9 protein-coding genes are annotated in these 14,054 nt (G+C 73.8%); 5 read left to right on the top strand and 4 right to left on the bottom strand.

Features of this window, described 5'->3' with window-relative positions; translation table 11 throughout:
- Positions 1–5: 5 nt before the first annotated feature.
- Complete coding sequence (locus tag ABZ716_RS07180) at positions 6–935, bottom strand: TauD/TfdA family dioxygenase (protein WP_358957289.1); 930 nt, start codon at positions 933–935, stop codon at positions 6–8.
- A 1,304-nt stretch (positions 936–2,239) separates the two neighbouring features.
- On the opposite strand from ABZ716_RS07180, the gene ABZ716_RS07185 reads away from it, so the two are divergent.
- From ABZ716_RS07185 to meaB, 3 genes are read left to right on the top strand one after another with little or no spacing between them, the layout of a single operon-like run.
- Positions 2,240–4,102, top strand: a complete 1,863-nt coding sequence (locus tag ABZ716_RS07185) for a methylmalonyl-CoA mutase family protein (RefSeq protein WP_358957291.1) — start codon at positions 2,240–2,242, stop codon at positions 4,100–4,102.
- Positions 4,099–6,297: a methylmalonyl-CoA mutase gene (scpA, locus tag ABZ716_RS07190; RefSeq protein ID WP_358957293.1), complete on the top strand. Its 2,199-nt coding sequence runs from the start codon at positions 4,099–4,101 to the stop codon at positions 6,295–6,297. Before ABZ716_RS07185 ends, scpA begins: the two co-directional genes overlap by 4 nt.
- Positions 6,298–6,308: 11 nt before the next feature.
- Positions 6,309–7,292: a methylmalonyl Co-A mutase-associated GTPase MeaB gene (gene meaB / locus ABZ716_RS07195; protein ID WP_358957296.1), complete on the top strand. Its 984-nt coding sequence runs from the start codon at positions 6,309–6,311 to the stop codon at positions 7,290–7,292.
- Positions 7,293–7,341: 49 nt separating this feature from the next.
- Here the strand turns inward: meaB and ABZ716_RS07200 are convergent, their stop codons facing one another.
- Both ABZ716_RS07200 and ABZ716_RS07205 read right to left on the bottom strand, forming a co-directional pair.
- Positions 7,342–10,644, bottom strand: coding sequence for an NACHT domain-containing protein (locus ABZ716_RS07200; protein ID WP_358957298.1), 3,303 nt, complete (start codon positions 10,642–10,644; stop codon positions 7,342–7,344).
- A gap of 89 nt (positions 10,645–10,733) precedes the next feature.
- A complete protein-coding gene (locus ABZ716_RS07205; RefSeq protein WP_358812218.1) occupies positions 10,734–11,735 on the bottom strand; it encodes an asparaginase in 1,002 nt (333 codons plus the stop codon).
- 140 nt (positions 11,736–11,875) lie between these two features.
- Here ABZ716_RS07205 and ABZ716_RS07210 point away from each other — a divergent pair, with 140 nt between their 5' ends.
- Positions 11,876–12,325, top strand: a complete 450-nt coding sequence (locus tag ABZ716_RS07210; protein WP_358812219.1) for an Lrp/AsnC family transcriptional regulator — start codon at positions 11,876–11,878, stop codon at positions 12,323–12,325.
- 83 nt (positions 12,326–12,408) lie between these two features.
- Positions 12,409–12,654: a hypothetical protein gene (locus tag ABZ716_RS07215; protein WP_358957300.1), complete on the top strand. Its 246-nt coding sequence runs from the start codon at positions 12,409–12,411 to the stop codon at positions 12,652–12,654.
- A gap of 33 nt (positions 12,655–12,687) precedes the next feature.
- Here ABZ716_RS07215 and ABZ716_RS07220 read toward each other — a convergent pair whose 3' ends face one another.
- Positions 12,688–14,019, bottom strand: coding sequence for a class I SAM-dependent RNA methyltransferase (locus tag ABZ716_RS07220; RefSeq protein ID WP_358957302.1), 1,332 nt, complete (start codon positions 14,017–14,019; stop codon positions 12,688–12,690).
- Between the last annotated feature and the right edge of the window lie 35 nt (positions 14,020–14,054).

Here is a 14,054-nt window from a genome sequence, read left to right on the forward strand (position 1 = left end):
CCGGGTCAGGCGGTGGTGGAGGCTCCGGAGGGGATGCCGAACGCCGGTTCCGGCACGGCCTCGGGGCTGATCAGGCGGGAGGGCACTCCGTCGGGACCCACGGGGACGTCGCCGTCGACGGTGACGCGGCGCAGGGTGCGCTCGTGGTCGTCGGAGTCGTCGACGCCGTAGTGCTGGGTGGCCCGGTTGTCCCAGATCGCGACGTCACCGGCGCGCCACTGCCAGCGGACGGTGTTCTCGGGGCTCTCGATGTGGGCCTGGAAGAGGTCGACGAGGGCGCGCGAGTCACGGCCGGTCAGCCCGGAGATCCGCTGGACGAAGTTCCCTAGCAGCAGGGTGCGTTCGCCGGTCTCGGGGTGGACGCGGACCACGGGGTGCTCGGTGAGGAAGGCGGTGGAGGTGAACACCTCGCGGTACTGGGCGAGGGCCTCGGGGAGGGCGTCGGGCTTGAGGGCGGCGTAGTCGTACTCGTTGGAGTGAACGGCGCGCAGCCCGTCGGCGAGGGCGCGCAGCGGGGCGGGGAGGTGGGCGTAGGCGGTGGCGGTGTTGGCCCACAGGGTGTTGCCGCCGTACGGGGGGATGGTGACGGCGCGGAGGATGGAGAAGGCGGGGTAGGCGGGGACGAAGGTGACGTCGGTGTGCCACTGGTTGGCGCGGGCGCCGTGGTGGGAGTCGATGCCGAGGGCGTAGCGGCCGTCGGCCGAGGGGACGGTGGGGTGGGCGACGGGCGTCCCGAGCAGCCGGGCGAACGCCTCGTGGCCCGCCTCGTCGAGGTGCTCCTGGCCGCGGAAGAAGACGACCTTGTGGGCGAGGAGGGCGGCCCGGATCTCGGCGACGACGCCGGGGTCGAGCGCGCCGCCGAGGCGGACCCCGCCGATCTCGGCGCCGATCCGGCCGCCGAGGCGGGTGACGGTGGGGGCGGTGACGGTGGTCATGAGGAAGCTCCTGTGGTGAGTACGACGGAGGAACCCGGGCGGAAAGGGTGGGCCGGGGCGCGGGGCGGCGACCCAGCGGGTACGCCGGGGCGGGCCTACGGGGCGGCTCGGGGCCGCCTACGGGATACGGGGGCCGACGGGCGGCCGGGCCGGACGGTACGACGACTCGTCCGGGCGGGGGTCAGGCCCCGAGGGTGGCCGGACAGCGGCCCGGACACGCGCCCGGCGTGGTACAGGGGCCGGGGGTGTGGAGCCGCGGGGCGAAGTGCTCGTTCGCGGTCATGGGCCGGAGCGTGTCAGCGTCGCCGGACGGGGTCAACCCCTGCCGTACCGTGCGGCTGACCGCCCTCACACCGGGCGTGACCTGCGGTTTCCCCTCGCCAGGCGGCCGAAAACCCTTGGCTTGATTTCACGGCCCCGCAACGCCCCGGCCACGCCCCTTTCGCGCCACACCCCGCGAAGCCCTCGCCTCAAACGCCGGCGGGGCTGAACGCGACTGAGCCGGCCGCCCGCCCGCGACCCGCCTCCCTGGGGCTCCGCCCCAGCCCCCGCGCCTCAAACGCCGGCGGGGCTGGAGGTGACTGAGCCAGCCGTTCGCCTGCGGGCCGTGTCGTGGGGGCCAGCCCTCAGACCCTCCCCCAGCTACCGCTGGGAGGTGCCCCCAGCGCCGCAAACGCCGTCGAGACTAGAGGGGGGAAGCCGTAGTCGCCCGCCTGCGGCTCGTGTCCTGGGGCCAGACCCCAGCCCCTCCCCCAGCTACCGCTGGGAGGTGCCTCCAGCGCCTCAAACGCCGGCGGGGCTGGATTTGGCCCAGCCCCGCTGCGAACGCGGCGGCCGGGGGCGGGGACGGGGTGGGGTGTCGTCCGGGGCTAAAACGAGATGAATTCGGCGCCCTGTACCGCCCCGCACCGCTGATCCGGATCGGAGCGCCGAACATCGAAGCCCGCCCCGAGCGGCACCCCACCCCGGCACCGACCCCGGCCACCCCCGACCCCGGCCACCCCCGACCCCGCACCCCAGAACCCCGCCCCGCCGGGGCCCCGGCCCGGATCCCGAGACCGCTCCGCAGGGCCAGCGGCCCAGCCGCCGACACCGCGGCCGCCCCGCAGGGCACCGGCCCAGCCCCGCGCCGCCACCGCCCGGCCAGGGCAGGGCAGGGGCGACGCCCACGGCCCCCGCCTCGCCCCGCAGAGGCACCACCCCGCCCCCCGAACCCCCCGGCCAGGGGAGGGGCTCATTTGAGAGGGGGAGATCACATCCGGTAATTCTGGTCCGGCTCAAGCGGCCCCCCTAGAGTTCGGGCCATGACGGTCCTGCCTGACGACGGGCTCTCCCTGGCCGCCGAATTTCCTGCCGCGACCCATGAGCAGTGGCAACGCCTCGTCGAAGGCGTACTGCGCAAATCCGGCAAGGAAGTATCCGGCGAGGCAGCGGAAGCAGCACTGTCCACGACGCTCGAGGACGGGCTCACCACCCGCCCCCTGTACACGCGGCCCCCCGGCGCGGACGAGAAGACCGGCTTCCCCGGCTTCGCGCCCTTCGTCCGCGGCGGAACCCCGGCCGGCACCAGCACCTCCGGCTGGGACGTACGCCAGCGGATCGCCGGCAGCGACCCCGTACGCGTCAACGAGGCGGCCCTGACCGACCTGGAGAACGGCACCACCTCCCTCTGGCTCATTGTCGGCCGCTCCGGCTTCCCCGTCGCCGGCCTGGGCCGGGCCCTGGACGGGGTGTACCTCGACCTCGCCCCCGTCGCCCTCGACGCCGGAGCCGAATCCGCCGAGGCCGCCCGGGCGTTGCTGGCCCTGTACGCGGAGCGCGGCGTGGCCCCCGAAGCCGCCCGCGCCGCGCTCGGCATGGACCCGCTGGGCCACGAGGCCCGCACCGGCGAGGCCCAGGACACCGCCCCCGCCGTCGAACTCGCCCGCGAGGCGGCCGCGTCCTGGCCCGGCGTGCGCGCCCTGTCCGTGGACGCCCTGCCGTACCACGAGGCCGGCGGCTCGGCCGCCGAGGAGCTCGGGCTGTCCCTGGCCACCGGCGTGGCGTACCTGCGCCTGCTCACCGACGGCGGCCTCGCCACCGAAGCCGCCCTCGGGCAGCTGGAGTTCCGCTACGCGGCGACGGCCGACCAGTTCCTGACCATCGCCAAGCTGCGGGCCGCCCGCCGCCTGTGGGCCCGCGTCGCCGAGGCGTGCGGGGCCCCGGAGGCCGGTGCCCAGCGGCAGCACGCCGTCACCTCGCCGGTGATGATGACCCGCCGCGACCCGTGGGTGAACATGCTGCGGACCACCGTCGCCTCCATGGCGGCCGGCGTGGGCGGCGCGGACTCCGTCACCGTGCTCCCGTTCGACGCCGAACTCGGCCTGCCCGACGCCTTCGCCCGCCGCATCGCCCGCAACACCTCCACCATCCTCCTGGAGGAGTCGCACCTGGCCCGGGTGATCGACCCGGCCGGCGGCTCCTACTACGTGGAACAGCTCACGGACGAACTGGCGCACGCGGCCTGGGAGTTCTTCCAGACGGTCGAGCGGTCCGGCGGCCTGGCCGCCGCCCTGCGCTCCGGCCTGGTCGCGGAGCGCCTCGCCGCCACCTGGGCCACGCGCTCCAAGCGGCTCGCGACCCGCCGCGAACCGATCACCGGCGTCAGCGAGTTCCCGCTGCTGGCGGAGAAGCCGGTCGTGCGCGAGGCCGCCCCGCCGGCTCGCGCCGGGGGCCTGCCCCGGGTGCGCCGGGACGAGGCGTACGAGGCGCTGCGCGCCCGCAGCGACGCGCACCTGGAGTCCACCGGCGCCCGCCCGCGGGTGTTCCTGGCCGCACTGGGCCCGGCCGCCGCGCACACCGCGCGCGCCACCTTCGCCTCGAACCTCTTCCAGGCCGGCGGCATCGAGCCCGTCCACGACCCGGTGTCGGTGGACGAGCGGAGCGCCGCCGGAGCGTACGCGGCGAGCGGCGCCGACGGCGTGGCGGTGCTGTGCTCCAGTGACGCGCTGTACGAGGAGCAGGCCGAGGCCGTGGCCGCCGCCCTGCGCGCGGCAGGTGCCACGACCGTGTTCCTCGCGGGCAGGCCCGGCACCTCGTCCGGCGCCGTGGACGAGTACGTCTTCGCCGGCTGCGACGCCGTCGCCGTGCTGTCCTCCGTACTCGACCGGATGGGAGTGGCGCAGTGAGCATCCCCGATTTCTCCGAGCTCGCCCTCGGCGGGGCCGCTCCGGCCGCCTCCGAGGACCAGTGGCGCGCGGCGGTGAAGGAGTCCACCGGAGCCGCCGCCGGCGACCTGCTGTGGGAGACCCCCGAGGGCATCGGCGTGCAGCCGCTGTACACCGGGCGGGACCTGGAGGGCCTGGACTTCCTGGGGACGTACCCGGGCATGGCCCCGTACCTGCGCGGCCCGTACCCGACGATGTACGTCAACCAGCCCTGGACGATCCGGCAGTACGCCGGCTTCTCCACGGCGGAGGAGTCCAACGCCTTCTACCGGCGCAACCTCGCGGCCGGCCAGAAGGGCCTGTCGGTGGCCTTCGACCTGCCGACGCACCGCGGCTACGACAGCGACCACCCGCGCGTGACGGGCGACGTCGGCATGGCGGGCGTGGCCATCGACTCCATCTACGACATGCGGCAGCTGTTCGACGGGATCCCCCTCGACAAGATGTCGGTGTCGATGACGATGAACGGCGCGGTGCTGCCGGTCCTCGCCCTCTACATCGTGGCGGCGGAGGAGCAGGGCGTCTCCCCCGACAAGCTCGCCGGGACCATCCAGAACGACATCCTCAAGGAGTTCATGGTCCGCAACACCTATATCTATCCGCCGAAGCCCTCGATGCGGATCATCTCGGACATCTTCTCCTTCACCTCGCAGAAGATGCCGCGGTACAACTCCATCTCGATCTCCGGGTACCACATCCAGGAGGCGGGGGCCACGGCCGACCTGGAGCTGGCGTACACCCTGGCCGACGGCGTGGAGTACCTGCGGGCCGGGCAGGGCGCCGGTCTGGACGTGGACGCGTTCGCACCGCGCCTGTCGTTCTTCTGGGCGATCGGCATGAACTTCTTCATGGAGGTCGCGAAGCTGCGTGCCGCGCGCCTGCTGTGGGCCAAGCTGGTCAAGGAGTTCGGCCCGAAGAACTCCAAGTCGCTCTCCCTGCGCACGCATTCGCAGACCTCCGGCTGGTCGCTGACCGCTCAGGACGTCTTCAACAACGTGACGCGTACCTGCATCGAGGCGATGGCCGCGACCCAGGGCCACACCCAGTCGCTGCACACCAACGCCCTCGACGAGGCCCTCGCCCTGCCGACGGACTTCTCGGCGCGCATCGCCCGCAACACCCAGTTGCTGCTCCAGCAGGAGTCGGGGACCTGCCGGTCGATCGACCCGTGGGGCGGCAGCGCGTACGTGGAGAAGCTGACGTACGACCTGGCGCGCCGGGCCTGGCAGCACATCCAGGAGGTCGAGGCGGCCGGCGGCATGGCGCAGGCCATCGACGCGGGCATCCCGAAGCTGCGCGTGGAGGAGGCCGCGGCCCGCACCCAGGCGCGGATCGACTCGGGCCGGCAGCCGGTGATCGGCGTCAACAAGTACCGCGTGGAGAACGACGAGCAGATCGACGTGCTCGTGGTCGACAACTCCTCGGTGCGCGCGCAGCAGATCGCCAAGCTGCGGCGGCTGCGCGAGGAGCGCGACGAGGCACGCACCCAGGACGCGCTGCGGGCGCTGACGAACGCGGCCGAACGCGGGGCGGGCCAGGGCCTGGAGGGCAATCTGCTCGCCCTGGCGGTGGACGCGGCGCGGGCCAAGGCCACGGTCGGGGAGATCTCGGACGCCCTGGAGAAGGTGTACGGGCGGCACGCGAGCCAGATCCGTACGATTTCGGGTGTGTACCGTACCGAAGCAGGCGAGTCCCCGTCCCTGGAGCGCACGCGTGCGCTCGTCGACCGCTTCGAGGAGGCGGAGGGGCGTCGTCCGCGCATCCTGGTCGCGAAGATGGGCCAGGACGGCCACGACCGCGGCCAGAAGGTGATCGCCACGGCCTTCGCCGACCTCGGCTTCGACGTGGACGTCGGCCCGCTGTTCCAGACCCCGGCGGAGGTGGCCCGTCAGGCCGTCGAGGCGGACGTCCACGTGGTGGGCGTCTCGTCGCTGGCGGCCGGCCACCTGACCCTCGTCCCGGCGCTGCGCGAGCAGCTGGCGGAGGAGGGACGTGAGGACATCATGATCGTGGTGGGCGGTGTCATCCCGCCGGCCGATGTCCCCACGCTGCTGGAGATGGGCGCGGCGGCGGTGTTCCCGCCCGGCACGGTCATCCCGGACGCGGCCCACGACCTGGTGACGCGGCTCGCCGCGGACCTGGGCCACGAGCTGTAGGCGGTCGCGGGATGCCCCCGAAGATCGACATCGACGTGTACGTGAAGGGCGTGCTCGACGGGAAGCGTGCGCAGGTCGCGCGGGCGATCACCCTCGTCGAGTCCACCCGGGCCGACCACCGGGCGCTGGCGCAGCGGCTGTTGACGGAGCTCCTGCCCCACTCGGGGAAGGCGCGCCGGATCGGCATCAGCGGGGTGCCCGGGGTGGGCAAGTCCACCTTCATCGACGCGTTCGGCACGATGCTGACGGGCCTCGGCCACCGGGTCGCCGTCCTCGCGGTCGACCCCTCGTCCACGCGGACGGGCGGCTCCATCCTGGGCGACAAGACCCGGATGGATCGGCTGTCGGTGGACCCGGCGGCCTTCATCCGCCCGTCGCCGTCCGCCGGGACCCTGGGCGGGGTCGCCAGGGCCACGCGCGAGTCGATGATCGTGATGGAGGCGGCGGGCTACGACGTCATCCTGGTGGAGACGGTCGGGGTGGGCCAGTCGGAGACGACGGTGGCGGGGATGGTGGACTCCTTCCTCCTGCTGTCCCTGGCCCGTACGGGCGACCAGTTGCAGGGCATCAAGAAGGGTGTCCTGGAGCTGGCGGACGTCCTCGCGGTGAACAAGGCGGACGGCCCGCACGCACGCGACGCGAAGGCCGCCGCCCGGGAGCTGTCGGGCGCGCTGCGCCTGATGCACCCGGCGGACGCGGCGTGGACGCCGCCGGTGCTGACGTGCAGCGCGCGGGAGTCGGCGGGGCTGGAGGAGGTCTGGAACCGCCTGGAGCAGCACCGGGTGCTCCTGGAGGCGGGCGGCCGGCTGGCCGCCAAGCGGGCGGCGCAGCAGGTGGAGTGGACCTGGTCGATGGTCCGCGACGAACTGCTGGAGCGACTGCGCGCGAACCCGTCCGTACGGGAACTGACCCCGGCCCTGGAGGCGGAGATCCGCGCGGGCACCGTCACCGCCACCTCGGCGGCGGACCGCATCCTGGCGGCGTTCACGGGCTGACGCCCGCCGGGAGGCCGGCCTCCCGGCCGGCGGCCTCCGGCGGGCCGGATCACCACCGCACCCGGCTCGGCTGCACCCGGTCCACGGCCGCCTTCAGGAGGGCGGTACCCACCAGGCGGCCGGCCCAGGTGACACGGACCTGACCGAGTGCGGGCAGGGCGGCCAGCGGCGCGAGGTCGAGGTCGAGGTCGAGGCCGTCTTCCGAGGCGGTGTCACCGGTGAGCCGGCATTCCTCCAGCCCGGGGAAGGCCGAGGGCAGCCGCCGGACGGCTTCTTGCAGGGCCGTCCCCTCGCGGTCGGTCAGGACCAGCGCGGTGACTCCCGGCAGGACGGTGTCGTCCGGGAGCGCCCGCAGGGACGCGGCGGACACCGTGAGCCGCCCGAGCGGGAGGGCGTGGATCTCCTGCCAGTCGGCGGCCGAGGCGGGGCTGGAGTCCGCGTTGAGGGTCAGGGACCGCAGCGCGGGCAGGGAGCCGAGCCCGTGGAGGCCGAGTGCGGGGCCCGGTTCTCCGCGCACCACCAGTTCCCGCAGGGGGGCGGCGCGGGGCAGGTCGTCCACGGACCAGGTCATGGCGTCGAGGCCGCTGATCCGCAGGGCCTCCAGTTCCCTGAGCCGTGACAGCGGGCGCAGGTCGGTGTCCGGCCCGGCGACCTGGAGGGTGAGGTCCCGTACCGGCAGGCCGCCCAGTCCCGAGAGGTCCGCCAGCTGCCGGCACGCGCTGATGTCGAGCCTGTGCAGCGCGTCCTGACCCGCCAGGAACCCCAGGTCGGGGACGGTCGCCCCGGCGAGGGTGAGGTCCGTGGGGCGGTAGGCGCCGACGAATGCCGCCAGGGCCCGCACCGAGACCCCGCCCCTGATCTCCAGGCGGTCCGGCCGGATGCCCAGGCGCTCCAGCTCGCGCAGGTGCGTGTCGGACTGCACGGTGTAGCGGAGGTCGGCGGGGTCCAGCCGCGCGATGACCTCGTCGGCGTACTGGGCAGCGTCGAAGCGCGACCAGGCCCAGACGAGCTGCGAACGCACCAGCAGGGAGGGGTGCCGCGCGAACTGCGCGAGGAAGGAGACGGCCGCTTCCGACGCGACGTGCGAGGCGGCGATCACCACGTTGCGCGCGAACCCCGCCGTCAGGCCCTGCGGCCCGGGAAGCAGGCCCAGCACCAGCGGACCGACCGCCGCGAGGGCGCGGGCCTCCAGCTCTCCCCCCGGCGGGATGAGGCTGGCGGTGCGCTGTTCCACCGCGACGCGGGTGGCGGGGTCGAGGGTGGTGGCCTGCTCCAGGCAGGCCGCGGCGAGCAGGTAGACCCGCGTCTGTACGCCCCGGTCGGAGGAGTCGTCCCCCAGGGCGAGCAGGTCACGGAAGATCGCCGTGCGTTCGGCGGGCCGGGCGAGGGCGACCGCCATGCGGATGACGTCCTCCCACTGGTCGTCGCCGGCGTGGGCGGTGAGCAGGCCGAAGTCGCCGTCCTCCACGGCCGCCCGCGCGCCGAGGAAGTCCTGGAAGGTGCGGTGGACGAAGTCCACCGTGCCGGGAGCCGGTTCGCGGAGCAGGCCGCTGCGCTGGAGGAAGTGCTCGAAGACCGCGGGCGCCCCGCCGAGGGCCGCCGCCTCGGGGACGGCGGGGAGGGCCCGGGCGATGATGTCCTCGGCCCGCGAACGGTCCATCTCCGTACGTCCGTTCCTGATCAGCCAGTACGCGAGCCGCTGGAGCAGGTCGAGCTGAGGCTCCTCCCGCAGGTCCGGGAGGCGCATGTCGCGCTCGCGGTCGCGGCGGCTGAGCAGCATGGAGAGGGCGGCCTCGTAGAGGTCCTTGCGGCCGTGCGGGAGGTAGCCGCGCCGGTCGCGGTGGAGGGCGCAGATCAGGCCGCACATCAGGGGGTTGGTGGCGAGCCGCCCGAGATCGGGCTTGAGCCGTACGGCCGTCAGCAGCTGGGCCTCGTACGCCTCGAGTTCCTCGCCCTCGTCGGTGCCCTGACGGGCCGCGGCGTGCCAGCGCCTGATGAAGGTGGCGGTCTCCGCCGGCCCCATCGCGGACAGTGTCAGCTCGGTGAACCCGTCCTCGCGCAGCCAGTCCGCGCCCACGGCGGAGGGGCGGGAGGTGACCAGCCAGCGGTTGTCGCCGTCGTAGAGGTCCATCAGGTCCCTCAGCCAGGAACGTGTCCGCGCGCGCTCGGCGTCGGGCACCTCGTCGATCCCGTCCACGAGGACCAGACCCCGGCCCGCCGAGAGCACCCGGTGCGCCCAGCCCTCGGGCTGGCTCCCGCCGAGCGGGCAGCCCGCGGCGGTGAGGAAGTCCCGGGGCGCGGGCAGCCGTCCGCCGTGGCGGGTCAGGGTGCGCAGGGGCAGGACGAAGGGGACGCGGTCCTCCAGGTACGCCATCCGCGGCGGGAGGTCCTGCCGCGCGGCGGAGACGGCGAGCCACTGGACGAGGGTGGTCTTGCCGGACCCGGCTTCACCGCGGAGCAGGACGCGGCGGCTGCCGGCCAGGGCCTGGTCGGCAGGCTGCGCCGTAGGAGCATGGGTGAGGGCCTTGAGCATCTTCTCGGCCCTGTCGACGTCAACGGCTCCTTCCACCTGGAACACGCCCGAGGGGTGGTCGTACGGGGCCTCCGCGTCGAGCCACCTGGCCGGGACCTCCGTCACGCCGGGCAGCCCGGTCGCCTCCAGGCTCAGGTACGCCGCGTCCAGCGGCCACCGCGTCGGGGAGCTGCCGAGGTCGATGCCGTAGATGGTCAGCTTCGCGTGCTTGCGGGCGACGTACGGCAGGTACTCCGCCTCGAACGCAGCGTCCCGCGCGCCCGGGAGCGGGTCGCGGCGGATCAGTTCGTCCACCTTGGCCGTCAGCTCCGCGATCCCCCGCGTCTGCTCGACCAGGGCATGGGCGACGAAGGTCGAGCGCTGGGTGAAGAAGTGCAGGATGTGCAGGCAGGCGGCTTCGAGCAGACGCTCGTAGAAGTACGAACCGTCCGCGGTCAGTTCGCGCTCGGGGCGGTCGGCCGCGGCGCGCAGCGCACGGGCGAAGGCCGTAGCGCCGAGGCGGACGGCGTCGACGTCGGACATCGTCAGGTCGCCGAGGGCGTGCAGGGTCGTGGCGAGGGCGTCGGCCACCGCCTGCTGCTCGTCGGCGCCGATGGGGCGCTCGCCCGTACGCATGGCCTGGCGGACCAGCTTCCCGGCCAGGGCGCGCAGGTCGGACTCGGCCAGGGAGCGCTTCTCGCCGCGGAACGAGACGTAGCCGGAGATCCTGACCGGCTTGTCGACGAGGCCCGCGCCGGGGCCTTCCGTGACGAAGAGCTTCCTGACGAGCGGGCCGATGGCCGCCGAGGCCAGGCGGCTGCCGATGATCCCGGGCTCCATCTGCGCGTCCCCCCGCGACGTCGTGATCGTTGCGGGGGAATCCTATGACGCCCGGGACGCCTGCGGTCCGGCACAGCCGGCCGGAAAGGCTAGGCGTCGACGAGGACCGGGTCCTCCTCGGACAGTGCCGCGCGCAGGATGCGGGCCTGTTCGACCGGGTTCTCCGAGGCCAGCAGTGCGGCCAGCACCGCGATGCGTGCCTGCCCGGCGCGCAGGGTGCCGGTGGGCACGGCTCCGGCGGCGACGAGGTCCACCGCGCCGCCGTGCGTGTAGATCTCGGTGACCGGGCCGGCCGGGACGCGCGTGGTCAGGGCCACCAGCACCCCGCGGGCCACCGCCTCCCGTACCGCCTCGACGATCTCCGGGGTGGCGTTGCCCGCGCCGGTGCCGACGAGGACCACGCCCCGGGCGCCGGCCGCGACGGCGGCGTTCAGGAGCACCGGGTCGCCGTCGGCGTGGTGCATCACCATGTCCACGCGCGGCGGCAGCTCCGGCATCGCGGGCAGGGGCAGCGCCTGCGGCCGCTGCGGGGCGCGCAGGACGGTCACCTTGCCGAAGCCGATCTTGCCGAGCAGCTCCCGGGAGGGGTCGGCGAAGGCGTCGAGGGCCACTGCCTGGGTCTTCATGGTGCCGCGGGCGGCGTGGACGCGGCCCGCGAAGGCGATCAGGACGCCGAGCCCGCGCGTGGTCGCGGCGGTGAGCAGGGCGTCGTACAGGTTGCCGGGGCCGTCGCCCTCGGTGGAGCCCATGGGCAGCTGCGAGCCGGTGAAGACCACGCTGCGGGGGTCGTGGTGGTGCAGGTCCACCAGGAACGCGGACTCCTCCAGGGTGTCCGTGCCGTGCGTGACGACGATCCCGTCGACGTCCGGGTCGGCGAGGACCTCGTGGACGGTGCGCAGCAGGGTCAGCTGGTGGGCGGTGGTCAGGCGGGGGCTGTTGACGCTGAACAGGTCGACGACCTCGACGGTGACGCCCTCGGGGACCGGCGCGGTGGCCATGACCTCACGCCCGCCGGCCTCGGCGGCGAAGCCCGAGCCCGTCCACCGGCTGGCTATCGTCCCGCCGGTGCTGATGACGACGATGCGCCCCATGGCCTTCCCTTCCCTGACGTCAGAACCCCGGAGCGAGGTCCGAACAAAATCCCGGAAAGAGCAATGATAAGGGGATCTACGCGCAATCAGATTGCGAGTTCGCCGCCCTTCCTCGCGCTTCCTTGGTGAATAATTGCGCCATGGACGCGATTGATCGTGAAATCTTGCGCGAGCTCCAGCGCGACGGCCGGCTCAGCAACCAGGAGCTCGCCCAGCGGGTCGGCCTGACCCCCTCCCCCTGCATGCGCCGGGTCCGGCAACTGGAACAGGACGGCGTCATCCAGGGCTACCGCGCGGTGATCGACCCCGAGGCGGTGGGCCGCGGCTTCGAGGTCCTGGTCTCGGTGGAGGTCCGCCGCGACCGCGAGGCGGTCGAGGCGTTCGAGGCGGCCCTCCAGGACATCCCCGACGTGATCGAGGCGTACCGCCTCTTCGGCAGCCCCGGCTGCCTGCTGCGCATCGCCGTCAACGACCTCCGCGCGTACGAGCGCCTGTGGATCGAACGCCTGACGGCCCTTTCGGGCGTCACGGAGGTCAACTCCCAGATCATCATGAAGCGCATCAAGGAACCCACGGGCCTGCCGGTCTGACGTGAGTGCCGCAGCACGGTAGTCGGCCGTCGTACAGCGCCAGGGCAGCCAGGGGGCGCGGCGCAGCAGCCCCGCCGACGCCCATGCCTGCCGCTGCTCTCGGCACCCGCGCCGTCGCGGAAGCCGCTCATCACCCGGATGCCGCCCGGGTCGGCGTCCTGACCGAACTCGCGATCCTCACCTGGGGCGTCTTCCTGGCCAGCCACGGCTACGGCGGGGCATACCGCCGCGGCACCAAGGACCCCGCCGCCGGAGTCATCAGCTCGGCCCGGGGCGGCCGCCTGGGCACGCTGTTCCTCGTCGACGACACCGAGGAGGAGGCACCCTGACCCCGCCCTACGCCCACCGGTCCCAACCGCAGGTCAGGCGCCCTTGGCGACCGGCTCAAGGATCGCCACGCACTCCATGTGGTGCGTCATCGGGAACAGGTCGAAGACGCGGAGGGTGCGGGGCTTGTAGCCCGCCTCCTTGAAGTACGCCAGGTCGCGGGCCAGGGCCGCCGGGTCGCAGGCGACGTAGGCGATGCGGCGGGGGGAGAGGGCGGCGATGTGGCGGACCGTCTGCTTGCCCGCGCCCGCACGCGGGGGGTCCAGGACGACCAGGTCGCACTCGGTGATGCCGGTCTTCGGGAGGGCGGTGTCGACCTTGCCCTGTTCGATGCGGACCCGGGGGAAGTCCGCCAGGTTGTGGCGGGCGTCCTCCACCGCGCGCTTGCCCGACTCGATGCCGAGGACGGCGCCCGCCTCGCCGAGGCGCTCCGCGAGGGCGCCCGCGAAGATGCCGACGCCGCAGTAGAGGTCGAGGGCCATCTCGCCCTTGCGCGGCATCAGGCCCTGCATGACGGCCTTGATCAGGGTGTCGGCGGCCTGGGGGTGGACCTGCCAGAAGCCGCCCATGCCGACGCGGTAGGTGCGGCCGTCGGCGCGCTCGCGGACGAAGGGGCGGCCGTGGACGCGGTGCACGCCGCCGTCCTTCTCCTCCACCCGCAGGACGGAGACCGGCTGGTCCAGCTCCACCAGGGGCAGGCGGCCGCCCGGGCGGGGGGTGAGGACGACCTGGCGGTCGCTGGAGCCCGAGGCGGCGATCGCCTCGACCGAGTCCATCCCCGGCCAGGAGCGCTTCTCGATGCCGAGCTCGCTGACGCCGGGCGCCGCGATCATGCAGTGGTCGACGGGCTCGATGTCGTGCGAGCGGTGCTTGCGCAGCCCGGCGCGGCCGTCCTCGTCGACGGCGTACTGGACGCGGGTGCGCCACTGCGGGACCTCGCCGGCCGGGAGCTTGTCGCCCTCGGCGGGAGCCACGGTGCCGTCCCAGCCGGCCTCCTCCGGCGTCAGTCCCGCGAGCCGCTTCAGCTGCTCGGCGACGACCTCGCCCTTGAGCCGGCGCTGGGCGCCCGGCTTGGCGTGCTGCCAGTCGCAGCCGCCGCACTTGCCGGGGCCGGCGAAGGGGCAGGGGGCCTCGACCCGGTCCTTGGAGGCGGTCAGGATCGTGACCGCGTCGGCGCGCAGGAAGCGGGAGTCCGCCTCGCCCTCCGTCACGCGCGCGACGACCTTCTCGCCCGGCAGGGTGTGGCGGACGAACAGCACGCGGCCCTCGGAGGTCCGGGCGATGCAGTGGCCGCCGTGCGCGACGGGGCCGACCTCGACCTCGTACTCCTCCCCGACCAGTGACTGCTTCTCGTTCTGCTCGGTCATGGCGGGGAGACTCCAGGGAGATCAGGGGCGCAAAA

The sequence above is a fragment of the Streptomyces sp. NPDC006687 genome, from assembly GCF_040636215.1.
GTDB lineage: Bacteria > Actinomycetota > Actinomycetes > Streptomycetales > Streptomycetaceae > Streptomyces.

Coding starts and splice junctions, on each gene's coding strand:
- ABZ716_RS07180 (WP_358957289.1), bottom strand. CDS start 935: ATGACCACCGTCACCGCCCCCACCGTCACCCGCCTCGGCGGCCGGATC.
- ABZ716_RS07185 (WP_358957291.1), top strand. CDS start 2,240: ATGACGGTCCTGCCTGACGACGGGCTCTCCCTGGCCGCCGAATTTCCT.
- meaB (WP_358957296.1), top strand. CDS start 6,309: ATGCCCCCGAAGATCGACATCGACGTGTACGTGAAGGGCGTGCTCGAC.
- ABZ716_RS07200 (WP_358957298.1), bottom strand. CDS start 10,644: ATGGAGCCCGGGATCATCGGCAGCCGCCTGGCCTCGGCGGCCATCGGC.
- ABZ716_RS07205 (WP_358812218.1), bottom strand. CDS start 11,735: ATGGGGCGCATCGTCGTCATCAGCACCGGCGGGACGATAGCCAGCCGG.
- ABZ716_RS07210 (WP_358812219.1), top strand. CDS start 11,876: ATGGACGCGATTGATCGTGAAATCTTGCGCGAGCTCCAGCGCGACGGC.
- ABZ716_RS07215 (WP_358957300.1), top strand. CDS start 12,409: ATGCCTGCCGCTGCTCTCGGCACCCGCGCCGTCGCGGAAGCCGCTCAT.
- ABZ716_RS07220 (WP_358957302.1), bottom strand. CDS start 14,019: ATGACCGAGCAGAACGAGAAGCAGTCACTGGTCGGGGAGGAGTACGAG.